At 38.6% G+C, this 24,513-nt stretch carries 24 protein-coding genes and 2 tRNA genes; 8 read left to right on the forward strand and 18 right to left on the reverse strand.

Annotated elements, in window-relative coordinates; all coding sequences use genetic code 11:
* Nucleotides 1–358 precede the first annotated feature (358 nt).
* The 5 genes from IPH84_04160 (at nt 359) to IPH84_04180 (ending at nt 4,092) form a co-directional block, all read left to right on the forward strand.
* Nucleotides 359–910: a DUF4287 domain-containing protein gene (locus IPH84_04160; GenBank protein ID MBK7172425.1), complete on the forward strand. Its 552-nt coding sequence runs from the start codon at nt 359–361 to the stop codon at nt 908–910.
* A 109-nt stretch (nt 911–1,019) separates the two neighbouring features.
* Nucleotides 1,020–2,048: a sensor histidine kinase gene (locus IPH84_04165; GenBank protein ID MBK7172426.1), complete on the forward strand. Its 1,029-nt coding sequence runs from the start codon at nt 1,020–1,022 to the stop codon at nt 2,046–2,048.
* A gap of 85 nt (nt 2,049–2,133) precedes the next feature.
* Nucleotides 2,134–2,883: a response regulator transcription factor gene (locus tag IPH84_04170; GenBank protein ID MBK7172427.1), complete on the forward strand. Its 750-nt coding sequence runs from the start codon at nt 2,134–2,136 to the stop codon at nt 2,881–2,883.
* Nucleotides 2,884–3,092: 209 nt separating this feature from the next.
* Complete coding sequence (locus IPH84_04175; GenBank protein ID MBK7172428.1) at nt 3,093–3,572, forward strand: hypothetical protein; 480 nt, start codon at nt 3,093–3,095, stop codon at nt 3,570–3,572.
* A 40-nt stretch (nt 3,573–3,612) separates the two neighbouring features.
* Entirely contained in the window at nt 3,613–4,092 is a 480-nt protein-coding gene (locus IPH84_04180) for a hypothetical protein (protein MBK7172429.1), read from the forward strand.
* 15 nt (nt 4,093–4,107) lie between these two features.
* Here the strand turns inward: IPH84_04180 and IPH84_04185 are convergent, their stop codons facing one another.
* Nucleotides 4,108–5,370, reverse strand: coding sequence for an NAD(P)/FAD-dependent oxidoreductase (locus IPH84_04185; protein ID MBK7172430.1), 1,263 nt, complete (start codon nt 5,368–5,370; stop codon nt 4,108–4,110).
* A 144-nt stretch (nt 5,371–5,514) separates the two neighbouring features.
* On the opposite strand from IPH84_04185, the gene IPH84_04190 reads away from it, so the two are divergent.
* Nucleotides 5,515–6,627, forward strand: a complete 1,113-nt coding sequence (locus IPH84_04190) for a T9SS type A sorting domain-containing protein (GenBank protein ID MBK7172431.1) — start codon at nt 5,515–5,517, stop codon at nt 6,625–6,627.
* A gap of 25 nt (nt 6,628–6,652) precedes the next feature.
* Here IPH84_04190 and IPH84_04195 read toward each other — a convergent pair whose 3' ends face one another.
* The gene (locus IPH84_04195) at nt 6,653–7,549 is read right to left on the reverse strand and encodes a prohibitin family protein (protein MBK7172432.1); all 897 of its coding nucleotides are present in this window, start codon (nt 7,547–7,549) and stop codon (nt 6,653–6,655) included.
* 217 nt (nt 7,550–7,766) lie between these two features.
* Here IPH84_04195 and IPH84_04200 point away from each other — a divergent pair, with 217 nt between their 5' ends.
* Nucleotides 7,767–8,729, forward strand: a complete 963-nt coding sequence (locus IPH84_04200; protein MBK7172433.1) for a T9SS type A sorting domain-containing protein — start codon at nt 7,767–7,769, stop codon at nt 8,727–8,729.
* A 267-nt stretch (nt 8,730–8,996) separates the two neighbouring features.
* On the opposite strand, the gene IPH84_04205 is transcribed toward IPH84_04200, so the two are convergent.
* From IPH84_04205 to IPH84_04240, 8 genes are all read right to left on the reverse strand, one after another.
* Nucleotides 8,997–9,052, reverse strand: a tRNA-OTHER gene (locus IPH84_04205).
* A gap of 559 nt (nt 9,053–9,611) precedes the next feature.
* Nucleotides 9,612–9,687, reverse strand: a tRNA-Gly gene (locus tag IPH84_04210).
* A 134-nt stretch (nt 9,688–9,821) separates the two neighbouring features.
* Nucleotides 9,822–11,111, reverse strand: a complete 1,290-nt coding sequence (locus IPH84_04215) for an alpha-glucosidase C-terminal domain-containing protein (protein ID MBK7172434.1) — start codon at nt 11,109–11,111, stop codon at nt 9,822–9,824.
* An 80-nt stretch (nt 11,112–11,191) separates the two neighbouring features.
* Nucleotides 11,192–11,830: a uridine kinase gene (locus tag IPH84_04220; protein MBK7172435.1), complete on the reverse strand. Its 639-nt coding sequence runs from the start codon at nt 11,828–11,830 to the stop codon at nt 11,192–11,194.
* A gap of 167 nt (nt 11,831–11,997) precedes the next feature.
* The gene (locus tag IPH84_04225; GenBank protein ID MBK7172436.1) at nt 11,998–13,545 is read right to left on the reverse strand and encodes a carboxypeptidase-like regulatory domain-containing protein; all 1,548 of its coding nucleotides are present in this window, start codon (nt 13,543–13,545) and stop codon (nt 11,998–12,000) included.
* 32 nt (nt 13,546–13,577) lie between these two features.
* Complete coding sequence (locus IPH84_04230) at nt 13,578–14,600, reverse strand: FecR domain-containing protein (protein ID MBK7172437.1); 1,023 nt, start codon at nt 14,598–14,600, stop codon at nt 13,578–13,580.
* 5 nt (nt 14,601–14,605) lie between these two features.
* Nucleotides 14,606–15,169 (reverse strand): RNA polymerase sigma-70 factor, encoded by a 564-nt coding sequence (locus IPH84_04235; protein MBK7172438.1) that lies wholly within the window; start codon nt 15,167–15,169, stop codon nt 14,606–14,608.
* A 151-nt stretch (nt 15,170–15,320) separates the two neighbouring features.
* Nucleotides 15,321–16,571 carry a carboxypeptidase-like regulatory domain-containing protein gene (locus IPH84_04240; protein ID MBK7172439.1) on the reverse strand — a complete coding sequence of 417 codons (1,251 nt, stop codon included), beginning with the start codon at nt 16,569–16,571 and terminating at the stop codon, nt 15,321–15,323.
* Between the two features lie 300 nt (nt 16,572–16,871).
* Between IPH84_04240 and IPH84_04245 the strand changes: the two genes are divergently transcribed.
* Nucleotides 16,872–17,654 (forward strand): glycoside hydrolase family 25 protein, encoded by a 783-nt coding sequence (locus tag IPH84_04245; protein MBK7172440.1) that lies wholly within the window; start codon nt 16,872–16,874, stop codon nt 17,652–17,654.
* Between the two features lie 161 nt (nt 17,655–17,815).
* On the opposite strand, the gene IPH84_04250 is transcribed toward IPH84_04245, so the two are convergent.
* The 8 genes from IPH84_04250 to ccoS form a co-directional block, all read right to left on the reverse strand.
* Entirely contained in the window at nt 17,816–18,289 is a 474-nt protein-coding gene (locus IPH84_04250) for a cytochrome c (protein MBK7172441.1), read from the reverse strand.
* Between the two features lie 83 nt (nt 18,290–18,372).
* Nucleotides 18,373–19,089 (reverse strand): sulfite exporter TauE/SafE family protein, encoded by a 717-nt coding sequence (locus tag IPH84_04255; GenBank protein ID MBK7172442.1) that lies wholly within the window; start codon nt 19,087–19,089, stop codon nt 18,373–18,375.
* Between the two features lie 49 nt (nt 19,090–19,138).
* Nucleotides 19,139–19,585 (reverse strand): FixH family protein, encoded by a 447-nt coding sequence (locus IPH84_04260; protein ID MBK7172443.1) that lies wholly within the window; start codon nt 19,583–19,585, stop codon nt 19,139–19,141.
* Nucleotides 19,586–19,627: 42 nt separating this feature from the next.
* Nucleotides 19,628–21,082 carry a cytochrome c oxidase accessory protein CcoG gene (ccoG, locus tag IPH84_04265; protein MBK7172444.1) on the reverse strand — a complete coding sequence of 485 codons (1,455 nt, stop codon included), beginning with the start codon at nt 21,080–21,082 and terminating at the stop codon, nt 19,628–19,630.
* A gap of 120 nt (nt 21,083–21,202) precedes the next feature.
* Nucleotides 21,203–21,835: a c-type cytochrome gene (locus tag IPH84_04270; protein ID MBK7172445.1), complete on the reverse strand. Its 633-nt coding sequence runs from the start codon at nt 21,833–21,835 to the stop codon at nt 21,203–21,205.
* Nucleotides 21,836–21,854: 19 nt separating this feature from the next.
* Nucleotides 21,855–22,046: a hypothetical protein gene (locus tag IPH84_04275; GenBank protein MBK7172446.1), complete on the reverse strand. Its 192-nt coding sequence runs from the start codon at nt 22,044–22,046 to the stop codon at nt 21,855–21,857.
* Between the two features lie 12 nt (nt 22,047–22,058).
* Complete coding sequence (gene ccoN, locus IPH84_04280; protein MBK7172447.1) at nt 22,059–24,206, reverse strand: cytochrome-c oxidase, cbb3-type subunit I; 2,148 nt, start codon at nt 24,204–24,206, stop codon at nt 22,059–22,061.
* Between the two features lie 12 nt (nt 24,207–24,218).
* A complete protein-coding gene (gene ccoS / locus IPH84_04285) occupies nt 24,219–24,410 on the reverse strand; it encodes a cbb3-type cytochrome oxidase assembly protein CcoS (GenBank protein MBK7172448.1) in 192 nt (63 codons plus the stop codon).
* Nucleotides 24,411–24,513: the final 103 nt, after the last annotated feature.

Here is a 24,513-nt window from a genome sequence, read left to right on the forward strand (position 1 = left end):
GTATATAACGTTCAGGCATTCTATGAAGCATTTGCCGTGCAAACAGAGGATAAACGTTTCATCCCGGTTGATAAAAGAGCTGATATCTGGTAGTTTTTTGCTTACCATTTTAGAAGAAGCCTTTGCAAATGTGCAGAGGCTTTTCTTTTAATGGATCCTAAAATAAATAAATCAAATAATATAGGTTACCGTGTTAATAATTACATTTAACGATATATCAGAAAGGTTCATCGATTCTCGCTTTAAAGAGTGTGTTAAATTGAGTTATTTTGTATATATTTCATGCTTATTGAGGATAATAATAAACTATCCTGTCGAAATTAAAAAATTAACTTAAAAACATAATTTGTCAATGGATATAGATAAAGCAACTCAGACAATGATTGACAACCTGCACAAGAATACAGGAAAGACACTAGTGCAATGGACTGAAATTGTTAATAATGAAAGCATTACAAAACATGGAGAAATAATTAAGTTTTTAAAAGAGAAATACAATCTGACACATGGTTTTGCCAATCTTATTGCCCACAAATCAAAAGGCACGGATGCTGGTTCTGCTGACAATCAAGAAGACTTGATAATCAAACAATATCAAGGAAAAGAACAATTAAAACCATTTTATGAAAAACTAATGAATGAGATTTCTAAGTTTGGTAATGACATTGAAATTGCACCGAAGAACACCTATGTAAGTTTGAGAAGAAACAAGCAATTTGCAGTCCTAAACCCTGCAACAAAGTCACGCTTTGAAGTTGGTATTAATTTGAAAGGCCAAACTCCAAAAGGGAAATTGGAAGCTGAGAAACCTAATGCCATGTGTTCACATAAAATCAATTTGACAGACCTGGAGGATATTGACCTGGAAGTAATTGCGTGGATAAAATCAGCCTATGAACGTGCCGGATAAAAGTCATCTACTCATCAAACTTTAAATACTTTACCCTGATAATCTTACTCAAAAGTTCTACAATCTAAGGCCTCTTGCCAGGGCAGAAGACAAAAGCCGCTACTGAACTATGAAAAAAAAATACAAAATACTGATTCACATTGTCTACTGGATTTATATTATTAACCAGGGACTTTTCCCTTTTTATATCAATAAACTGGATGCAGCCCTTATGGAAAACTTCCAGTATTTCCAGGATGTTTTCATTAATACATTATTAAATGCCTTTTCCTTTTACAGTATTTACTACAGTTTCCCTTACCTGATCAAACTTAAATTTAAGCCATTGGGAATCCTGGCTGTGATTGTGCTTATTGGTGTTGTACTCTGCATAAGGCTGCCATTGAATTTTGCTTTTTGGAAATTCATTGTCAAACTACCTGAAAAAGAACTTGTTATACAATCAGCCTGGATTTGGAATGAATTCCGGTTAGTCATCATTACTGGAATATATGCCGTACTTATTCGTTTTATGATTGACTGGTTTGATTCTCAGAAGCTTAAAGATGAATTAATTAATCAACGACAAAGTAGTGAACTGGCATTACTACGGTCACAGGTTAATCCACATTTTCTTTTCAACACCCTGAATAACATATACTCTTTGGTTTACAAAAAATCGGAAGAAGCGCCTGCTGCTATTATGAAATTATCAAGAATCATGAGATATATGCTCTATGATTCCAACAGTGACCAGGTGCCGCTGGAGAAAGAGGTTGATTACCTTAAAAGCTTCATAGAATTACAGGAACTCAGGATCAATCAGCCCGATTATGTTGATTTCAGGATAGAGGGTGATATTGAAAACCGCACCATTGCTCCAATGCTACTCATCCCCTTTGTAGAAAATGCATTTAAACACGGTGGGAAAAACCATAGTCCTGGAATTACCATTTTTCTTTCTGCAGGCACCGCTCAGTTTCACTTTGAGGTTACAAATTATAAGAAGAAGAACGCATTAACAAAAGGGGATGAAATTGGTGGAATCGGACTTCAAAATATCATGCGAAGATTAGAACTCTTATATAAAGGCAAACATGAACTGAAGATTGAAGATGGACATGAAATCTTCAGGATTTCACTTGATCTGCATGCTTAAACGAAAATTAAGGCATGACTAAAAATAAGGATTCCATTGAAAAAATATATCAGAATACATACTAACCATCTAACGTCGAAAACATATGAGCACCTTGAAAATCAATTGTATAGCTATCGACGACGAACCACTTGCTCTCGATATAATCAAGGCGTACTGTGCTAAAGTACCCTTTCTGAACCTCCAGCATACATTCAGTAATGCCATCGACACCCTCGAATACCTTAGAAATAATACCATCGATCTGATGTTTCTTGACATTCAGATGGAAGAACTTACAGGTATTCAGCTGCTTAAGTCATTAAATCAGAAACCTTATGTGATCTTCACTACTGCCTACGACAATTTTGCCCTTCAAGGCTTTGACCTGGATGTAGTGGATTACATGCTGAAACCGATCTCTTTCGAGCGATTTTTGAAAGGTGTAAATAAAGTAAGTGAAAGGATGCAAAAAGAAAATTCTGAATCTGTTCAGGAAAAAAACGAAGTTCATATTGCTCCGGAAAATAAAGATAGTTCATACTTCTTTGTGAAAACTGAAACCCGCATTGAGAAAGTAGAAACAGCGGATGTACTTTACGTGGAAGGAATGGGCGATTACTGGCGGATTGTTACCAAAAACAGGCGAATCATGACGCTAATGAATGCAAAGAGAATAGAAGAAATTCTGCATGAACCCAAATTTTGCAGGGTACATAAATCCTATTTTGTGGCCATAGATAAAATCGAATTCGTCGAACGAAAACATATAAAAATCGCTAATGAACATATCCCTATCAGCGATACCTATCAGAAAAACTTCTTCGATCTCATTGAAAAAAGAAAAATGGCTTGACGAATATAGCTAATACCTTTCTCCTCTCCTTCTGACAATTCTTCGCTGACTTTCTCATTCTTAACGGTGAAAAGGCATTTCTAATCCGGTACACAGATACCGGATTTTTTATGGCTATCATAGATTATATTTGATTAAATATCAACATGTTAACTACATTTATATCACATTAATTCTAACTTAATTTTAACCAATAGGAGGAACGCAAAATGAAAAGAATCATATTACTGATCCTCGTCTGTGTAATTACAGCAGGTGTCAATGCCGGTGAAAAGGAGAATCTCAGCTATATCAAAGCAAACGGAAAGGTATATTTCGGATACAAAGTGAGATCAGGACTTTTTAATACCAGTATTCTGAATTCAGAAGGAAAAATAACCAAAGTAAAAAACAAGCATGTTGAAACCCTGGTCACAAAAGGAAAAATGTATGAGTTGCTACCTGTGATCATGCAGGACAAAAAAGTAGAATGTATGGCAATGATGGAATATGTTACAGCAAAAGATGGTCTCAGACTTTTCAAGTACTCCTGTTACCACGAATACTGTGACTTTTCCAGTGGAATCTTCCGGAAAGCACAGCCTGAAACCATCTATTTCGTTTACAAGGATGGGAATTTCCATCTTAGAGTAGATGCAAACAATGCTGCAACTGTATTACCCTTTTTTGGGATAAACGTTATTTCATAATTGATACAGACATAAACACATAATAAGAAAGGAGAAAGCGATGAAAGTGTTGATAATTCTCAGCTTTATAATTTCATCAACGTTATGGGTATCTGCATCCGAAAAGTCCGGTAACAGCTACATCATTGTTGGAAATGAGACTTTTTATTGTGATATGCTTCGGGTTGGTAAAGGAAGTACTAAAGCCTACCTGGGTGGAAAAAGGTTACTCAAAATGCCTACGCAGATGATTGATGCCTACTCGCAAAATGGAGTTGTGTTTGAAAAGATGCCGATTATTTGCAAGAACAATGATACCGCGGGTTGGGCATTCATGCAACTCATTTCTTCAAGAAATGGATATAGTCTCTACAGATACTGCAGCAATTGCATCCACTATGATCCGGCAGAAGGTACTATAAATCCCATTTATCCTGTATACAGGTATTACATCTTCAAGAAAGGGAAATTTGTTTCATTGGTGGATGAAAACAATGCAAAAGAACAGCTTGCAAAATTTGGTGTAAAAATGTTAAAATAAAGAGTGAAGAGAAACTTAATTACGAAAACCGGGGGGAACTCCGGTTTTTTTCATATTCCTGCTAATGGTTTCAGCCGCTGTAAATGCCGTTGAAAATGAGGCCTGAAGATTATATCCCCCTGTGTCCCCATCAATATCCAATACTTCACCTGCAAAAAACAGGTTGGCACAAACTTTCGATTCCATGCTCTGACTGGCTATTTCATCGATGTTCACACCCCCGCTTGTAACCATTGCCATTTTAAATCCTCCAATCCGTTCAATCTCAAATGGATACTCACACAATGCTGAAACAAGTTTGTTCCTTTGCTCCTTTCTCAATTCTGAGAGCTGAGTATCCACATCTATTGATTGATCCAATAAAACTAGCTTAACCAAACTCCTGGGAATATCAAATTGTTTAAGAAATGTTTGTATCAGAGTTTTCCCTGCTGTTTCAGCACTTTTTATAATTGAATCACGCAATACTTGTTCCTGAATATTGATAAGATTGATTTTTAAAACATCATCATTCATCATAAACCTGGAAAAATCAAGTATACCTGGTCCTGTTAATCCCTTATGCGTGAATCCGATATCACCATTTCGTTCCCTGATCTTCTTACCTCCCCTGTAAATGGACACCGGCCGGCTAGAAAGGGAGACTCCTGCCATTTCAGCAAATTTGTAAGACTTTATGATTACCGGTGAAAGAGCAGGCTTAGGGGTGACAATACTATGGCCTAATTTGCGGGCAAAATCATAACCATCACCGGTACATCCGGTTCCCGGGTACGATAAGCCCCCGGTGGAAATGAGCAGATAACGGCATAAATAACTTTGTTGGGCAGTTTCAACTTCAAAGTATTCAGCCTTCTTTCTTATTGCTGTCACAGCTTCATCCAATTGAATAGTAACTTTTCTTTTTCTGCATTCTTTCAAAAGGACTTCCAACACATCTGCTGATCGCTCCGTGGAAGGGAAAACCTTCCCATTTTTATCGGTAATTGTGCTCAAACTGCGGCTCTCAAAGAAATCAATCAGAGAAAGATTGGTAAATGCATACAATGCCTGCCGGAGGAATTTGGAATGATCTCCATAATGTCCAAGAAATTCACTAATATGTCCGGTATGAGTCAGGTTACATCTGCCAGAACCCGCAATCATCAATTTCCTCCCGGGCAATTTTTTCTTCTCAAGGATAAGGACTTTCCCAGTAGTGATATGTGATGCAGCAAACAAACCTGCAGGGCCTGCACCAATTATAATCACATCAAACTCTAACTGGGATTCCGACATTTTGGGAACGAATATTTGCAGCGCTAATTTACATGTTTAGAATGAACCTAATGGTTAGTTTCTGAATGTGAGCCTGAGTTTTAGCTTTTTGATTTTCATAGCCATATTTAAAGTATTTTTGGAGTCTCATAAAAAAGCCCCACTTTGTACAAATCGATACTTTATACCGCTCTTTTTCTTGGCCTGGCAGTCCTCACAGGTAGCTGGGGCTCTTCGGGACACCGGATTATAAGCACGAATGCTTCTCTTTCATTCAATCAGCAAATGCATGAATTCCATGAATGGACTGAGTTTCTTGCCGATCATGCATCTGATGCAGATTGGAGAAAAGATGAAGACCCTGATGAAGCTCCAAAGCATTATATTGATATGGACAGTTATTATTCATTTATTCTTTTGCATCGGATACCACAGACTTTTGATTCAGTAATCTCAATGTATGGGAGTGCGTTTGTGTATGATAATGGAATCCTGCCCTGGGCTACAGAATCAACTTTTAATTCCTTGCAATCCGCATTTGAATCCGGGAATTTTGACCAGGCTAAAATTCTTGCTGCTGATCTTGGCCATTATGTTGGTGATGGACATATGCCTATGCATATTACTAAAAACTACGATGGCCAATATACTGGCAATAATGGAATTCATTCAAGGTATGAATCATCCATGGTAAACGCATTCGATGACCAAATCATTTATTCCGGTGATTCAATCTCGCATATAGAAAACGTAAATGGTTATATATTCAATTATCTATACCATAATTACCAATACATTGATTCTATTCTGCTTGCAGACAATTATGCCAAAGATTTAACCGGCAGTACAAGTTCATCGGCTTATAAAAATGCACTTTGGGATAAAACCGGGAATTTCACCATTCAGCTGATGAAAGAAGCCTCTCATGCACTCACAGAATTGATTTATACTGCATGGGTCAATGCAGGAAGCCCTGCTGTCGGCCCATCTGCTATCAAAGAAAACAATAAAGCTTACCCGGCTTTAATAACATCAGTTACTGAGGATTATTCTTCCAATAATACGGTAATAAGGTATTCTGTATCTAAACCGACTCAACTCAAAATGTCTATCACAGATATTTATGGGAAACCATTATATCAGGTAGATAACACCTTTGCTGTGCCTGGCAATCATGTCATGCATTGGAGTTCCAGGGAAATGTCTTCCGGCGTGTATGTGCTTATACTCCAGACACCTACTTCAAAGGATACAAAGAAATTTGTTTATACCAGGTAACTTAAAAGGTCTCAATTTGAGTTTGTCACTTTGTATCTATTATAAAGGGAGCACTCTTCTTTGAATCCATAATAATCAACTTTGCATTGGGTGAAGTTGAAATTGCTTTTATCATTTCATATTGTAATTGTTTATCACTCAATCCAGTACTTAAGATTTTCTGATAATCGGCAATCCCTTGTGCCTCCACTCTTTTCCTTTCTGCTTCCTGTTTCTCCTTTTGAAGGACAAATGTCATTTTCTGAGCCTCTTGTTCTGCATTGATTTTTGATTCAATTGTAGTTTTTACAGATGCTGGCAATGTTATATTCCTGACCAGTAACTGTTCGAGTACCAATCCTCTTTCTTTAAAATCTTTCTCTATTGAACTGAAAATCTTTGACTGGAATTCATCCCTTTTTGATGAATAGAGGGCAACAGCATCATAATATACCGCATTGTCCCGAATTTTTGTCCGGCAGATCGGACGAACAACCAGGTTTTTGTAATCTGTTCCCAGTTGCTTTAAAATTCTCGGAGCTTCGGTTGGCAGTACTTTAAATAATACGGTAAGATCCAGTACGACTTCAAGTCCATCTGCCGATAAAACCCTGATAGCATCATCACCGGATTTTTCACCTTCATCATGCACACCTGACATGGTATAATTCTGTGTCCGGATATCAAAGGTGACTACTTCCACCAATGGGTTTATTACATTAAGACCACTTTCTAAAATACGGTCATTCACTTTCCCAAATAGTTTCTGTACACCAACCTGTCCGGGTTCAATTTGCTTTACTGAAGCCATGCTCAGTCCAATTAGAATAATTAAGACCCCTCCAATCCGGAAATAGTTACCATACCTTGCCAGTGGCGATTGTGTTCTGGATATTACAACACCGGCAATAATGACCATAAGGCCTAAAACAAGTAAGAACATGGCTTTATTTTTTTAGGTTTAAATAATAGGGTAAATATACTTAAACTCAAAAACAAGATCAAGTGTTGACAAGTTAATATATTGGATTATCTAACATATTTTTGCTAATAATTCAGGCAAGCACAATCAACATTCATTTCCATAATATTTTGTAAGTTTGGACATCAGAAAAGCATCGATTTAATCATTCAAAATCAAGAAAAATCCAATCGAACTAATGAGAACTTTTTTAATCAATTCAATATTTTTTCTTGCTGCAAGTAGTCTTATCGCACAAACAAATCCGACCCCTTATTCATTATCCTCAGGTAATTACCAGTTTAAACAATGGGATTCCCTCGCAGTGACCGGAACCTACCCTGCTAATATGGTATTCCAGTATGTACCATCTAATCGCTTAGGCCCATTCTATAATGATAGTGCCTCCGATTATTCCTGTCCTTATAACATGTCGAAAAGGCCCAGGATTAACGGCTATATGAGCAAAGGGATAGGCATTCTCACAACAAGCTCTTCTCAATACAATGACTGCAACTCCGGTACTGCTGAGAAAAGATTTATGGGTTCAATCCTTCTGGCTTTGAATGCCACAAACAGGGCAAACATCAAGGTTCAGTGGAAGAGTGAAACATTGGTTCCCGGTGATGGCAATGGAACTCCGGCCACTCCCAGGATATGGAACCTGCGTTTGCAATACAGGCTGGGTTCTTCAGGGAATTTCCAGGATGTACCCGGCCCTGTTGAATTTGTAGCAAGCATTAACACCGGTGATTCAGCGATTATTGGACCGGTTACCTTACCTGCCGACTGTAATAATAAACCTTTAGTTCAACTGCGGTGGATTTATTTCGAATCATCAGCCGGTAGTGGAGGAACCCGCCCGCGTCTGCGATTCGATGACCTGACTATCGCAAGTGATGCATGGGTAGGTCTGGAAGAACCTAATGCATTTAAAGCTCAATTGTTTCCGAATCCAACGGATCATTTCTTTTACTTCAGAAGTAATTCTCAGCACTGGGATTATCTAACCGTATCAGATGCCACCGGCAGAAATATGCTTGAATCTGAATTCACCGACGGTCCGATTGATTGCTCCTATCTTCAGAATGGACTCTATTTTATCCGGATATATTCAAGCACATCTCAGCTCCTGGGAACCTATAAATTACTGAAGAATTAATTAGGTTGCCTTAGGTTCTGAGCTTGTTTCATGAACTATTTAATCAGTGTTAAACCCTGGGATACAAGCTGGGGTTCAATAGGAATTTATGGATATTATTCATGGGAATAATACCTAACAGATGGGTACCATTATTTTTTTCGTGCACTCTCAATACAATAAGTCAGGCCTAAAGGCCCTGATTTTGTTAAGTTTCACATCCCCAGCCTAAAGACTGGGGATTCAAGATGAATACTCTAATCAGTTCTTTTTGAGTCATGCAGAATGAGCGGAAAACGAGACTCGAACTCGCGACCCTCAGCTCTAACAACTGAGCTACTTCCCAGACTATTATAAAATAAAAAAGGCAAGGAAAACCTTGCCATGGAGCGGAAAACGAGACTCGAACTCGCGACCCTCAGCTCTACCAACTGAGCTACTTCATGGACCATTATAAAATAAAAAAGGCAAGGAAAACCTTGCCCTGGAGCGGAAAACGAGACTCGAACTCGCGACCCTCAGCTTGCGATCCCGCAGCTGCGGGGCTACCAACTGAGCTACTTCATGGACCATTATAAAATAAAAAAGGCAAGGAAAACCTTGCCATGGAGCGGAAAACGAGACTCGAACTCGCGACCCTCAGCTAGCTCTACCAACTGAGCTACTTCATGGACCATTTTAAAATAAAAAAGGCAAGCAAAACCTTGCCTGGAGCGGAAAACGAGACTGAACCGCGACCCAGCTCTGCCAACTGAGCTACTTCAGGACCATTATAATAAAAAGGCAAGGAAACCCTTGCCTGGAGCGGAAAACGAGACTCGAACTCGCGACCCTCCTCAGCTCTACCAACTGAGCTACTTCATGGACCATTTTAAAATAAAAAAGGCAAGGAAAACCTTGCCATGGAGCGGAAAACGAGACTCGAACTCGCGACCCTCAGCTTGGGAAGCTGATGCTCTACCAACTGAGCTACTTCCGCTTTTATTATTTTTTTTCCCTCAGATTGGGATCCCGCATGTGCGGGGCTACCAACTGAGCTACTTCCGCTTTTATTACGCTGCAAATTTAGGATTTAACTGATTTCATGCAACAAGCAGCATTAAAAATCATGATTCATTTTACCAGAACTGTATAGCCAAATGCAGGCAGATCAAAACAGGGGTTTTTCCCTATCAGTATCTCCAAGTCACCATTAAATATATCCTTATACCGGTCTGAAGATAAATCTTCTGTAACGGTGAACCGGCTTTGATGATGGCTGAGATTCAGCAATACCAGGACAGAATGATTCTTACTCGTACGTTCATAAGCCAGTATGGAGGATGGTTCTGATGTGGATAAAGACTTATATCCAAAATCTTCTCCCGCTGACCATAAGGCTTCATTACTCAATCGAAGAGAGGTGAGCTTATGTATTAAAGGAAACATTTTGTCTTCCCTCCAGTCGATCTGGTCTTTATCAAAAAAAGAAAGCCTCCTGTAGTTGGCGGATTCCTGACCCGAATAAATAAGAGGAATTCCGGGCAGAGTGAAATACAGGATTGTCATAGGTTCCAGGAAATAAGCCAATCGCTCCAATTCAGAACCTTGCCAGGAATTTTCATCATGATTTGTAATAAAACGCATCAAGGAAGCTGTTCCGGGATACCATTGAAGTTGATCTTCAATGGTAGCAGCAAGATCAGTTACAGGAATTTTCTGCTGGGCAACTTCATTCATTGCATGGAAAACTTTCCAATCATAGCTGGAGTGAAAAGCATGGTTTAGCAGGTCATAATGATCTGTTTCAGCCAACATATACAATCCGGGTCGGACAAGTTCCAATTCAGGCCTTGCCTGCTCCCAAAAATCAGTGGGTACCAGGTGAGCCATATCACATCGAAAACCGTCAATGGATGTTTCCCTGAGCCAGAACTTCATACTCTCTATCATTGCCACTCTCATAGCACTATTGGAATAATCCAACCCAATGACATCTGCCCAATCAGGAAATGGTGGATACACCTCTCCCATTTCATTTTTCCTGTAATATTCTGAATGAGGATCTACCCATATATTATCCCATGCAGTGTGATTTGCAACCCAATCAAGGATCACATACATCCCCATATCGTGAATCTCTTTCACCAGTTGCTGAAAATCAGCTAATGTGCCAAAACTGGCATCAATAGCACAATAATCCCTGATTGAATAATAGCTTCCGAGACTACCCTTGCGGTTTTTAATACCAACGGGTTGTAAAGGCATGAACCACAGGATTCCGGCACCTAACTCCTTAAGCCTGGGTAAATGCAGCCTGAATTCCTGAATAGTTCCACCTTCAGTAAACTGCCGAAGGTTAACTTCATAAATAGTCAGATTTTTAGCCCAGGAAGGGAAACTATTCGTCTTTTGTTTAATCATACTCATTATTTATCAATTTAACAATTCATGGAAGTTTAAATGACTGATTATTATTCAATGTAAAGGTTTATCAACAAATCTTACAAATGAAATGCTTCCATTGAATTGTCAAAATCTACATAAAAATGAGCCAGGGGTTTTAAGGATTGAACAACCGTATGTTCTCTTTCCAGCACTTTCATCCGGAATTCATCCATCTCTTCCTTCCTTTCTGCAATTTGCTCCTTCATCGTTTCCTTATAGGTAAGTTCAACAAATACCTTCATATCTGCCTTATCCAGCATAATCGAATACAACCCATTGATAATCAATATATCAATACCCTTAAAATCAGTAATTATTTCATCAACCTGCAAAGTAATAATATCTACACTTGGAATAGAGGATCGCTGATCAGCCCGGAAATCATCAACGTTCTGATTGATCCGTACCCAATCATATTCATCATATCCAATTTTATCGATCCCTTGCTTTTTCCTCCATTCAGTGCGCTCCTCAGGTGGAATGAGATAGTAATCATCCATGTGAAGAATCTTTGCTTTAAGTCCTTCTTTCTTATACAAACGGGCTAGCATCTGGGCTATTTCACATTTGCCTGAAGCAACCTCTCCAGAAATCGTAACTATATATTTAGTCTTTAATTCGGGAGCTATATGATCCAAAATAGCCTTTGCTGCCTCCTCATGCTTTCTGTTAATGTTGACTAAATCGTTGAGCATCCTTGTTTTCTTTTAGTGTATTTATGGGTTAACAATTCCCGAATAATTAATTCTCTGGCTTATCAGGCCAAAAGGAGATACAAAAGTAAATACAAATAGAATTGAAATGAAGATCTCAACAATTCTTAACAGTCATAAACAAATATGGAAATCCATAATAATCGATACTATTCAATTTTTTCAATTTTACCTCTCATGAGGTTAATGGCCTTCTCAAGTTTTTCTTCAGGAGCAATAAAGTTAAAATCGCCCCAGAATAACGCATCATAATTCAAAGGGATATCTGAAAAGATCACTCCTGGATTGATTTGTTCCTGTTTGACAAATCGATGGACATTTACTGTATCTATTTGACAATTAACAACTTCCATAAATGTTGAAAAATGATCAAATTGTAATTTGTTTTTTAATCGGGTCTTAATGCTTAAATCGCACCGGGCATGGTTTAAAAAGTAGTTATTTCCATAGGGTACATAACTTACAGAATAGGATATTTTTTCAAATTTCACTAAAAGTTTCCTGCTCTTTCTTTTAATTAACTCTGATGCGGCCTTGTCAAGGTACCTTGAATCCACTTCGAAATCTGCGCCTAGAATAGCATATGATTTCACATCTACATAGATCATCCCTTTGTAATAAGCAGAGGAATTTAGGTAATCCATAGAAAATTCAATTGCATAGGCATCCTGATGGTTGTAGGAGATCAGATCAGAATAAGAGAATGTATATTGTTCGAAGGTTTCCGGATCCAGGAAGTCGGGCAGGCATTTTACAATATCCAACTGCAAACCGGCCAGTATCCCAGCCTTCAGCTTGAGAGAAATCGTATCCTTCTGATCAGTTTGTGAAAGCTTCCTCGATTTCAAAAGTTTCACCTGGTCAGCAGTCTCATTGAGTTCATAGGAGGATTTAAACACCTTGAATACGGCTTCAGAATATGTGAGCATCTTATCGTTTTTTTGCACACCTTCCCGGTAAAAAGTGGTCAGATAAACGGGCTCACGGTTATTGTTTTCTTTCCTTTTCTCAATAGCCTTCGATAGAATTGTTACCGGATCAATATATCTTATGATCACTTCCTGGATGGAAATTACCCTGCGGTCCAACAAAAATTTTAATCTCTGATCACCGAATAGATCCAGGGGAATTACCTGGTTCAAGAAACCGAGGTGTGAGATAACCAATGAGCCGCCTTCATATTGGGCTGGAACTTTCATTTGGAAAAATCCATCCTGATTGGTAATGGTTCCGATGTTGTGATCTTTAATACCGATTGATGCATATGGAATGGGCTCAAGATTGGATTTATCCCTTACTTCTCCCCTTATTGTTATGAGAGCAACTGAATCGTTCCTGACAGGTGTAACAGGCGATTCCGGATTACTGACAGGAATTACCGCACGATAAATCAGTATATGCTTCCCAACTTCCCTATATGCAACATCCTGTCCTTCAAACAGTCCATCCAAAATTTCTTTAATGGTGTTCTGATTGGCAGCAATTCTGACTTTCCTGCTATTATCAACAATATCACTGCTATAAATAAAAAAACAATCCGCTTTCTCAGATACCTGGGCCAATGCCTGGTACAAAGTGAGATTCTGTCGGGGGATAGAGATCTTCTTTGTCAGAATCACTTCCTGACCTGATACACTACAGGGAATAGCAAGGAGAATCCAGGTTACAAAAAACAAGAACCTGGATAGATGTTTCATAGAAAAAATATAGGTCTTACAATTCAAACATTCTATTTCCTTTCTGAAAACATGATTGATTCACCATTAAGCCGGCTGTCAAGGTTCAGGGAAAGGCAGATGAGTTCTGTCATCATCTCAACAGACTCATGATTGTCAAAGGTAACAGTTAGTCTTTTATTCCCAACATTGGGAGTAGCAGTGACGAGTTTAGCATTGAAATTTCTGTTAAGCACATTAAGGATATTGGTTAAGGACTCATCTTTAAAATGCATCCTTTGTTTGTACCAACCCTGAACTCCCGGAGAAATTGCAGTAGATTTCACTAATTCTGACCCTGAAGTCATAACCTTCTCTCCTGCAATAGCTAATTCTGACTTATCCGGTTGCTTCTTAAGACTCACTTTTACCTTGCCTCTGTCAACCACTACTTCCATCCCGGAACCCGGAGTTGTTTTTACAGTAAATGCTGTACCGATTACTTCAATCATGGATTCCCCTGCATCAATAATAAAAGGTTTATCAGGATCAGCCTGAATATCAAAAAAAGCTTCACCTTCTAGTTTAACCAGTCTGCTTTCATCTGAAAATTCGGCTGGAAACATAAAATTCGAATTCTTTGAAATATAAATTATTGAACCATCCCCTAAAGTCTTAACAAGTGTACTGGACTCGTCTCCTGTCTGCACCTGCTGCATCTCCTCCTTATTTATTTTTACTGAATTCTCCTTCATGAAGTAAATTCCAAGACTGATCAATAACAGCAGTCCGGCAGCCAAACCGACAAAAATCAGCGAATTGCTTCTTCTAAGAACTTTCTTAGTTACCGGAACCATGTTTTCTTCCTGGAATCTTGAATAAACATTTTTCCAGGCTTTATGCGAATCGGGATGCATATGAACTTCACCATGATCCAGGTTCTTCCATGACTTCTCCAGCATTCTGACTAATTTGCTATTGGATTCATCGGCTTCAATATAGCTCTCAAATTCCTGTCTCTCAGGAGATGGCATTTCTCCTCCCAGGTATTTGGCCAGCATTTCAGCGTGTAACGGGTTATTTATGTCAAGTTTCATAGTTTCTAGACCTTAGAAGTAATATTTCGGTATTCCTGCAATGTTTCCCGGAAAAACTGCAAGGCTTTTCCCATATCTGCTTCAACTGTTTTTACAGAAATAGATAGTAAAACAGCTATCTCTCTGTATTTTTTACCTTCGAAGCGGTTCATTTTAAAAATCCTTGAACAACGGTCAGGTAAACGCTCCAATGTAAGATTCACAATTTTATTAAGTTCAATTAACCCGATTTCCTGTAGTTGGCCACCATCCTCCATCTCAGTTTCTGAATTGCGGGCTTGCTCGGCATATTGTTTTCTTACATTCAGGTGTTCAATGTAATGGAGAGAATTCTTCCTGATGGCTTCGTAGAAATATGCATTTATTGACGTTGTCACATGAAGGTTCTGCCTGTTTTTCCAGCATTGATAAAAGAATTCCTGCACAATATCTTCTGCAAGGTCCATATCATTCAGGATCTTAAAAGCATGTAAACATAAAGGTTGATAATATTTATGAAACAGCTTTTCAAATTCCTTGATATCACCTCCTTGAATTCTTTTCTGTATATAAATATCAGTAAGATTCATGGGCAGGACTGCAAGATGAATGTTAACTTTATGTCTTGATTATAACCTGAAGTGCCCGGAAAGATTAATTCCACTAAAACTGACTGTTTTTCAGGTGCTCATTCTGGCCTTCAGTTTAACCGGATGAACCTTACCGGACACTTCAGGCATTTTATTTCTTCATTCCTTTGGTAAACTTCTTGATGGCAGACTGAATCGATTGCTCTGGTTCAATGATATTATAATCTTCCCAGAAATCTACATCAGAAAAGGAAACGATCTTATCAGCGAGAATCATATTGGATTTAAACAAATCCTGGTTTGCAAATCTAGCTATTTTATCTTCTTTCCTGTCAGTGATGGCTACTTCAGAAATAATACTGTAACTATTTTTAAACCATTTCTTCTTCCAGTCGCATTTGAATTTCAGATCAATTCTCACATAGTTGAGGTAATACCGCCCATTCTGTTCCTTATAAGTTACAAGGTAATCAGTGACTGTCGGAACGAAAACCAAACCTGTGGGTTTTTTCTGTACAAACTGCCGGGCGGCTTTATCTTCATCTTCCAGGTCCAGACTGAATTCGGCCATCGTAATTGCTTTGCTATCTTTTTCAATATATAACTTTCCGGAGTACAGCGGCTCAGGTCTGACAACTTCAGGTTTAAAACTGATAACATAATTCAATTTATCATCAATCTTGACAAATGAAGTAATTTCAAATGAATAATTATCCAGGTCATCAAGCGCTATGCTCAGGTGAGTATTTTTTACAATGTCAAGCAATAAGGCAACATTTGGGCCTCCCTGTAATTGAACCATTAAAGTGTCGGCTTTCTTAACATTGCTTCCATTTCTCCCTTTAACAATTTTCACCTGGTCACTTTGCATCCCTAGATACGGAGCCTTATAGATTTCCACCAAAGCCTCACTGATCGACAGATAATCCTTTCTTTGCCGGATGGTTTCCCTGTAAAACCCAGTCATCATATTAGGATTTGAACTATAATTTTCATCTATTTTATTCAGTGCCATCCACACAAGACTTCGGGGATCATCAGGAATCACAGAAATTTCTTTTAATTGAAAGACATGCTGATCCAGGTAAAATACCTTTTCATTCTTGGATTCCGCTATCCTGAAAATCTTATTCATATAACTAAGGTGAGATATCTCAAAAGATACTGCATTCAGCGCATTACTCACCTTGAGAACAAATTCCCCTTCCGAATTGGTAACTGTGCCAATATCAGTCCCGCTAATGGTAACGCTCGCGAAACTAATGGGTTCATTTGTTTTCGAATCCTTAGCCGTACCAGCGATTGAGAAATAGGTATCCTGTTGTGCAAAAAGTAATCCCTGGAAGGAGAATACCATAGCTATCAGGATAAAAATTGACTGAATCATCTGTTTTCTTTTCATGACATGTTTAAATTGGGATGTGAATTTCATTTCTTTCAACTATAAGATACGGCAGAATGAAAATACCCTATGATCCTTAGACAAATTTTTACAAAAATTGATAAAACAGAGATATAAATATAATATTATCAGTTAATTATAGTAAAATAATAAAGCTCAGAAATCTGAAACTACCTAAATACTGTATGAGGACCTTTTTGCAAACTTGCAATCTGAAGAATAAATACAAACATCTGTTATCTCCTATCGTTTCCTGAAAGTATGTACTTTTATTGACACCTAATCCTCCTTACTGTTCGCATGAAACGAAAGCAAGTCAATATACTTTTACGACTAATTGTAATACTTGGAGGTTTGGGGTTTATATTTTGGGCTTTACTCCAGATACCCTCATTATTTAGATTCAATGATTCCACCTACAGACATATCCGGCATAAAACTTTTGGTATTGAGATACCTTCCGGGTACAAGGTTCATGGAATTGACGTTTCACGCCACCAGGGAATTATTGATTGGTCATTAGTGGATTCTATGAAATCGGGAGGCATAGAAATTTCCTTTGCCTTTCTGAAAGCTACTGAAGGAATTACCAGGCAGGATCCGACTTTCAAACGAAACTGGAGAGCGGTTGGTAAGACTAATCTGTTAAGAGGTGCTTATCACTTTTATTATCCATCCAGAGATGCTTCAAAACAAGCCCAGAATTTTATCAAAAATGTGAAACTTAGCAAAGGCGACCTCCCTCCTGTAGTAGATATTGAGCATACAAACAGGAAAAGCAAAAAGCAGATATGTGAAGGACTTACGGTTTTTATTAGTTTACTGGAAGATCATTATAAAGTAAAGCCCATCATCTATACGAATCATTCTTTCTACTCTGATTATTTGCAGGGGGAATTTGATGAATATCCTTTATGGATTTCCTACTACACAGATAAAAAGACTTTCAATTCCGCCTGTAAATACCCCTGGATAATATGGCAACATAGTGAAAGAGGTAAAATTGATGGCATTAATGGAAAAGTGGACTTTAATGTTTTTTCCGGCGATCTTCAGCGTCTCCGCAGATTAACCTTGCAATAATTATCGATCTTCTGCTTACGCTTCCGAATTATAACAATTACAAATACTTAGGGAAGAATTCTTTCTTGCTGCTTTTTTCGAAGGGCTAAAGGCTTCAAAATGAGAATAAAAAAAATGGGATCTTTGCAGATCCCATTCTAAATAATATTTCAAACCAATCACTATCTTGGATTGATGGTGATGTCTTTTACTTCATCAACAGTGATATAACCACCTGTGTTCCCAAAGTTATTCAGGACATAATTGATAACAGCAACAGCTGAATCAAGTGAGGCTACCTGAGGAGGCATCGGTGCAGGATACTTTATGGAACGGTCAGCCACTACTGCAACTGAGCCATTCAGTACCTGGGAAACAGCAAGTTTAGTGTTATTTAGAAGAAAATTGGAGCCTTTAAGCGTTGGGAATACATTGGCAATGCCATTGCCATCTTTCTGATGACAAACTATGCACTTAGCTTCGAAAATGCCTTTTCCTAAAGCCATTTGTTCTGCAGAAGCACCCTGTTCAGGTGTAGCTTCAACCTGGGTAGTGTCGGCTTTCTGGTCAGAAGTGCCACCACCTCCGCAAGAAGATAATACGGATAAACTTAGAATGCCCAAAAAGGCTAAAACAAAAATGTTAAGAGTTTTCATATTTAGTTGGTTTATTTTTGCAAAGGTAAATGTTATACAATAATTGAGGCTTAAAAAAAAGTGGTATTGCTCAGGAAATAAATTTATTTATGACAGCATTTATGTGCTTTTTCAACAACAGGTGTCAATGCTTCCGCCTTCGGGCTTATATAAGGAATTCCTAATGAAAGCCCCCTGAGAATAAAAAGTGTTCCTAACAGGATGACCATATATGGTGTTGCTTTACTGATGACATTACGCACTTTTAAGCTGATGAAATTACCAGCCATGGAAACAGTAAACATAATTGGAATCGTTCCTAACCCAAAAAGTGCCATGAAAAGGATGGCATTAATAATCTCCCCGGTATTAACAGCACCGGCAATTCCCACATAAACCAAGCCGCATGGAAGAATGCCATTGAGTAAACCAATTCCAAACAGTGAAAATGGTGTTCCTGCATGAAAAAGACGGTGGAATCGTGCAAATAACCGATTGGAATACCCTCCAAATAATCGTTCAATGGATAGTTTACTACCAAAAATTAAGGGAACAATTACCATTACAATCATCAGGATTCCTATCACTACTGACGACCATAATTGGAATCCGGCAAGGTGAATACCTTTACCCAGAATACCAAAAATAGCCCCAAGTATCATGTAGGTTAAAATCCTTCCAAGATTATAAATCAATCCACCCGATATTCTTTCAAACCATCCGCCTCTGTTGAGAGGTAATGCCAGGGCAATGGGTCCGCACATCCCTGCACAATGAAAACTACCAACTAATCCAATGAGAAATGCTGTCCAGAGAAACATCTGATTTCAAATTTTGGTTCTTGCTTATCTTTAATTTCAGTTTAACTATTTACGGCTTAATATGAATCACCTCTTCCTGGTAATACTCTTTGGATTGCATGGTCCAGGAAATTTTCACTATATACTTCCCTTTCATCAATTTGTCAATCGGTACTTTCTGAATGAGTGAACTATCCATACTTATGTCTACTTCCAGATCACCTGCATCATCAGATGGCCTGTAAAAGAACAACTTGCCCTTCGCATTTCCTTCAAAGAGCGACTTCGGGAACTTCACAACTGCAACATCTTCAACTGGTTCAACAGTTATCCTCTCAGATAAGGAGTTTGCATTTCCAATCCTGTCAATCTGTTTTTGATATTCCAACCCCTTGGGATAATATTCCTTTTCCACAAGTGCATTGTCTTGCTGAAAGCTTTTATACACAACAAAGACCATGCTTAATACAAAAATGGTAAGAAAGAGAAAAATCCCGTGACCCCAGTTAAACTTCATAGTTTTATGTTTCAGATTTTAGTAATAATCCAGAAAGCAAATTTACTCTTTTCGCTCTCCGGCTTTATCATTTTCATCATCATCGGTATCATCTAATTTATTAGGCCCGACGAAGGTCGATTTCATCTCTTCAATCTCCTGATCGCCACTCATGATTTTGAATTTAAGTTCAGTAGCTGAGGACTTAAGAAGTTCTTTAGAAAGAACAACCAGAAAATTAGCCTCTCCTACTTCTCCTTTTCGCACGATAAGTGAATCACCCATCATCTTTATTTCTCCCTCAGGTTTCTCAAGAACCAGCCGAATAGGCAATTCCTTCCGCGTTTTATTAACTACCTGTACGAGATAAATATTTGAATAATGAGCTGAATCATATTCCTGGTACATAGAGCCCTGAACCCTAAGAATTGTAGTCTCAACATCTGTTCTGATTGTAAACAGATAAGCAATCAGACCAAGAAGACCTACCAGGACCACTGAATAAAACACAACCCTGGCATTAACTTTAAGAGGAGTCCCTTCGGCAATGGTCCTTTCAGATGCATACCTGATTAATCCTTTAGGCCTGCCAATTCTGGTCATCACCGCATCACATGCATCCATACATGCCGTGCAATTGATGCACTCAAGCTGGGAACCGTTGCGGATATCTATACCTGTTGGACACACCAATTCACAACTTCCACATTCAATGCAATCACCTTTAGAAGAGTTCTCCCTTTTTTCAAGTGGATTATGCTTCCCCCTGGGCTCACCTCTTTTATAATCATAACTTACCTGGATCGAATTGCGGTCAAGCAGAACCCCCTGCAGCCTGCCATAGGGACAGACAATGATACATACCTGTTCCCTGAATTTGGCAAACACAAAATAATGCGCTACAGTAAATGCAAATATTGCTACGAATGCAGTAACATTATCCTTGGGACCTTTTTCCAACAAATCCTTTAACTGATCAATCCCGATGATGTAAGCAATGAAAATAAGTATGGTTAGTATGGAGAAGGTAAAAAAGAGCAAGTGTTTCAGGCTTTTCTTCCAGGCTTTATCAAAATTCCAGGATTGAGCATCCAGTTTACGCTGCTGGCTATGATTGCCTTCAATCAAATATTCTATTTGCCTGTAGACAAACTCCATAAAAACTGTTTGAGGACATACCCACCCACAGAATAATCGCCCGTATATCACTGTAAATAGTACGATGAATACTATGAAAGTTATCATAGTCAGCACAAAAAGGTGAAAATCCTGGGGCCAGAATATCACGCCGAACAAAATAAACTTTCGCTCTATGATATTGAACAATAGCATAGGATCGCCCTTGATTTTAATAAATGGGGCGCCAAAAAGAAAAAGCATTAAAAGGTAAGAAAACACTAACCTTTTATTGAAATAGGGGCCTTTAGGACGTTTAGGATAAACCCACACCCTGTTTCCTTGTTCACCAATGGTCGACAGCCGGTCTCTGAAACTGTCAGGTTCTTCTGAATTATTCATTTTTTTGGTACTTAATTAAGAAGGCTAAGGTCTGATTATTTAGCAGATCTTAGCCTTCAATTCACTTCAATAAGAATGTTTCCATGTTAAGCTATACGACTGAAATCCAGTCATATTTTATCAACCAAATTTTTCGTACTTTTTACCTTGTGGTGCTTTTGGATTCGCTGGTTTGGTTCCTTGCAGACTTAACATGTAGCTTAATACCTGTTGAATCTGTTCAGGACTCAATTGATCTTTATATGAGATCATCCCTTTTTCAAGAACGCCAGTGATAACGACTTTGTATAAATCCTGGATGGTAACCTTATTATTGATACTGTCACCATGAATCCAGTACTCATCAGTCATATTTGGTCCTACCAGGCCTTCACCATTCTGTCCGTGGCAAGTTGTGCATATCTTTTTATAGATATCCAAACCGGCACCAAGACTGGTGGCATCAGTGAGTGGCATCATTGTAGCAATATCCACAGTGTTCTTTTTCACTGATTCTTTCATGGTATTGAGCTCATCCATGGCAATTTTATATTCCTGCTTCTGGGAAGGCCACCAACCGGCTACATTGTATCCTAACAGGTATACTGCTGAAAACACAATGGTAATGATGAATAACCATACCCACCATCCGGGGAGTTTATTATCAAGTTCCCTGATGCCATCATATTCATGACCGCCCAGGAAACGATTTTTGGTGAGCTCATCAATTTCCGGCTCGCCATGATTAATATTTTTGTCTTCTATATTACTCATATTCAATGATTTTCTAGTGTTAAGAATGTGATTGACTATCTGGTTCATTGGGGTCCAGTGGCATCCTGCTAAGTTCTTCATCGCGGCCTTTATTCATAGTCAAAGTATAGACCGTCATAAGAATAAAAATCAGGACAAAGAGGAAAAGAGCCACCATTGGGAACCAATAGATACCTTCAATGCTATCGAACAAACTGGTAACAATTCTCATAAATTACAGAGCTTATTGATTAATTGCGGAAGCAGGAGCATCCATGATATCGGTACCAAGACGTTGCAAGTAGGCAATCAAAGCAATGATTTCCTTTTCAGGAGCTACGTCAATACCTGAAGCCTTTAAACCATCAGCTATCGCTTTTGCCTGAACTTTAAGATCGTCATTGGCTTTTTGATCATATCCTTCCGGATAAGGAACGCCAAGGTATTGCATTACCCTGATTTTAGATGGAGTCAAACCGAGATTCAGCTCCTTTTTGGCTAACCATGGGTATTTAGGCATAATACTCTGACTGTTCATTTTCTGAGGATCCAACATATGACTATAATGCCATGAATCAGGTTTATAGAGCTTCCCTGTCTTTACACCTTCCCTTGCTAAATCTGGCCCGGTGCGTTTCGAACCAAACTGGAATGGGTGATCATATACAAATTCCCCTGATTTTGAATACTCACCATAACGCTCTGTTTCTGACCTGAAAGGCCTTATCATCTGGGAATGGCAATTATAGCATCCTTCTTTGATGTAAATATCCCTGCCATGCAATTCGAGAGGGGTATAAGGCTTAACAGTGGCAATTGTCGGAATATTGGATTTGATGAGATAGGTAGGTACGATTTCAACAAGGCCACCAATCAGGATCGCAATAATTGCAAGGATCATAAAACGGATTGGTTTTCTTTCAAGGAACCGGTGAATACTTTCACCTGCAATCCTTGCACCTTCTTTTTGCAATCCGAAAGCTTCGGCAGCCTCTTCCTTTACAAATGAACCACTCTTCACAGTTTTAACGATGTTATAAACCAGGATCAGCATACCCACAAAATAAAGTGTTCCGCCAAATGCTCTCATATAATGCATTGGCATGATCTGAGTTACAATCTCAAGGTAGTTAGGATATACCAGTTCTCCGGCTTCAGTGAATTGTTTCCACATGGAAGCTTCTGTCCAGCCAGCCCAATACATTGGTATTGAATAGAATAAAATCCCAAGCGTTCCTACCCAGAAATGGACATTAGCAAGCTTCACAGAGTGAATTTTGGTATTAAACATCCTTGGAAGCAACCAGTATAACATACCAAATGTCAGGAACCCGTTCCAACCTAAGGCCCCAATGTGCACATGGCCAATAGTCCAGTTAGTATAATGGCTGATTGCATTAATATTTTTCAGAGAAAGCATTGGTCCCTCAAAGGTTGACATACCATAGGCTGTGACTGCTACTACGAAAAATTTGAGTACCGGTTCTTCTCTTACCTTATCCCATACACCTCTTAATGTTAATAACCCATTGATCATACCGCCCCAAGATGGTGCTATGAGCATAATTGAGAATACGGTTCCCAATGCCTGGGCCCAATCGGGTAAAGAAGTATAAAGTAAATGATGTGGGCCGGCCCAGATATACAGGAAAATCAAAGCCCAGAAATGGATGATGGAAAGTTTATAGGAATAAACCGGACGATTAGCTGCCTTCGGGATAAAATAATACATCAGGCCTAAATAAGGTGTTGTCAGGAAGAATGCAACCGCATTATGACCATACCACCATTGCACCAATGCATCCTGAACACCAGCATAAATAGGATAACTTTTAAATAAGCTCCAGGGAATTTCAATGGAATTCACAATGTGCAACACAGCAACTGTTACAAAAGTGGCTATGTAGAACCAGATAGCAACATAAATATGCTTCACACGACGCTTGAGGATAGTCCCCATCATGTTCCATCCAAATACTACCCAAATGGCAGCAATCAGAATATCAATAGGCCATTCAAGTTCTGCATATTCCTTACCTGTTGTAATACCTGCAAGTAACGTAACGGCAGCCAGTACAATGATTAACTGCCATCCCCAGAAATGAATTTTCGATAAAACATCACTGAACATCCTGGCTTTTAACAGACGTTGCAATGAATAATAAACTCCGGTAAAAATACCGTTGCCCACAAATGCGAAAATCACAGCGTTTGTGTGCAAAGGCCTTACACGTCCGAATGTCGTGAACTCAAGGCCGAAATTCAAGGCCGGGAACATGATCTGGAGCGCTGCAAGCAGTCCGACCAGCATCCCTACTACACCCCACAATATGGTGGCATAAGCGAAGAGCCTTACGATCTTGTTGTCGTAGTAGAATTTTTGTAATTCCATAGAATCATTGATTTAATTAGGCTTTGTTTGACTTGTATTATGTTGGATTGAACTATCTTCTTTTTTCTTATCCTCGTATAACATTCTCATTCCAGGTGAAACATCATCATCATACTGCCCACTCCTTACTGCCCATAGAAAAGCTGCAAGGAAACCAATGGCAACCAATAGACTGAAACCGATTAAAACAACGATGACGTGCATTTAAGTATTGAAATACTAATTAAAGCAAAGTTATTGAATGATACTTCTTATGCAAGTATAGGAGATAGTTTATATATAGTCTAAATAGTTATATAATCAACTG

Source organism: Bacteroidales bacterium, assembly GCA_016707785.1.
Lineage (GTDB): Bacteria > Bacteroidota > Bacteroidia > Bacteroidales > UBA4417 > UBA4417.

What these genes read in the sequence shown, in the direction of transcription:
- IPH84_04165 (MBK7172426.1), top strand. Translation starts at nt 1,020, where the DNA reads ATGAAAAAAAAATACAAAATACTGATTCACATTGTCTACTGGATTTAT.
- IPH84_04170 (MBK7172427.1), top strand. Translation starts at nt 2,134, where the DNA reads ATGAGCACCTTGAAAATCAATTGTATAGCTATCGACGACGAACCACTT.
- IPH84_04175 (MBK7172428.1), top strand. Translation starts at nt 3,093, where the DNA reads ATGAAAAGAATCATATTACTGATCCTCGTCTGTGTAATTACAGCAGGT.
- IPH84_04180 (MBK7172429.1), top strand. Translation starts at nt 3,613, where the DNA reads ATGAAAGTGTTGATAATTCTCAGCTTTATAATTTCATCAACGTTATGG.
- IPH84_04185 (MBK7172430.1), bottom strand. Translation starts at nt 5,370, where the DNA reads ATGTCGGAATCCCAGTTAGAGTTTGATGTGATTATAATTGGTGCAGGC.
- IPH84_04195 (MBK7172432.1), bottom strand. Translation starts at nt 7,549, where the DNA reads ATGTTCTTACTTGTTTTAGGCCTTATGGTCATTATTGCCGGTGTTGTA.
- IPH84_04200 (MBK7172433.1), top strand. Translation starts at nt 7,767, where the DNA reads ATGAGAACTTTTTTAATCAATTCAATATTTTTTCTTGCTGCAAGTAGT.
- IPH84_04215 (MBK7172434.1), bottom strand. Translation starts at nt 11,111, where the DNA reads ATGATTAAACAAAAGACGAATAGTTTCCCTTCCTGGGCTAAAAATCTG.
- IPH84_04220 (MBK7172435.1), bottom strand. Translation starts at nt 11,830, where the DNA reads ATGCTCAACGATTTAGTCAACATTAACAGAAAGCATGAGGAGGCAGCA.
- IPH84_04225 (MBK7172436.1), bottom strand. Translation starts at nt 13,545, where the DNA reads ATGAAACATCTATCCAGGTTCTTGTTTTTTGTAACCTGGATTCTCCTT.
- IPH84_04230 (MBK7172437.1), bottom strand. Translation starts at nt 14,600, where the DNA reads ATGAAACTTGACATAAATAACCCGTTACACGCTGAAATGCTGGCCAAA.
- IPH84_04235 (MBK7172438.1), bottom strand. Translation starts at nt 15,169, where the DNA reads ATGAATCTTACTGATATTTATATACAGAAAAGAATTCAAGGAGGTGAT.
- IPH84_04240 (MBK7172439.1), bottom strand. Translation starts at nt 16,571, where the DNA reads ATGAAAAGAAAACAGATGATTCAGTCAATTTTTATCCTGATAGCTATG.
- IPH84_04245 (MBK7172440.1), top strand. Translation starts at nt 16,872, where the DNA reads ATGAAACGAAAGCAAGTCAATATACTTTTACGACTAATTGTAATACTT.
- IPH84_04250 (MBK7172441.1), bottom strand. Translation starts at nt 18,289, where the DNA reads ATGAAAACTCTTAACATTTTTGTTTTAGCCTTTTTGGGCATTCTAAGT.
- IPH84_04255 (MBK7172442.1), bottom strand. Translation starts at nt 19,089, where the DNA reads ATGTTTCTCTGGACAGCATTTCTCATTGGATTAGTTGGTAGTTTTCAT.
- IPH84_04260 (MBK7172443.1), bottom strand. Translation starts at nt 19,585, where the DNA reads ATGAAGTTTAACTGGGGTCACGGGATTTTTCTCTTTCTTACCATTTTT.
- ccoG (MBK7172444.1), bottom strand. Translation starts at nt 21,082, where the DNA reads ATGAATAATTCAGAAGAACCTGACAGTTTCAGAGACCGGCTGTCGACC.
- IPH84_04270 (MBK7172445.1), bottom strand. Translation starts at nt 21,835, where the DNA reads ATGAGTAATATAGAAGACAAAAATATTAATCATGGCGAGCCGGAAATT.
- IPH84_04275 (MBK7172446.1), bottom strand. Translation starts at nt 22,046, where the DNA reads ATGAGAATTGTTACCAGTTTGTTCGATAGCATTGAAGGTATCTATTGG.
- ccoN (MBK7172447.1), bottom strand. Translation starts at nt 24,206, where the DNA reads ATGGAATTACAAAAATTCTACTACGACAACAAGATCGTAAGGCTCTTC.
- ccoS (MBK7172448.1), bottom strand. Translation starts at nt 24,410, where the DNA reads ATGCACGTCATCGTTGTTTTAATCGGTTTCAGTCTATTGGTTGCCATT.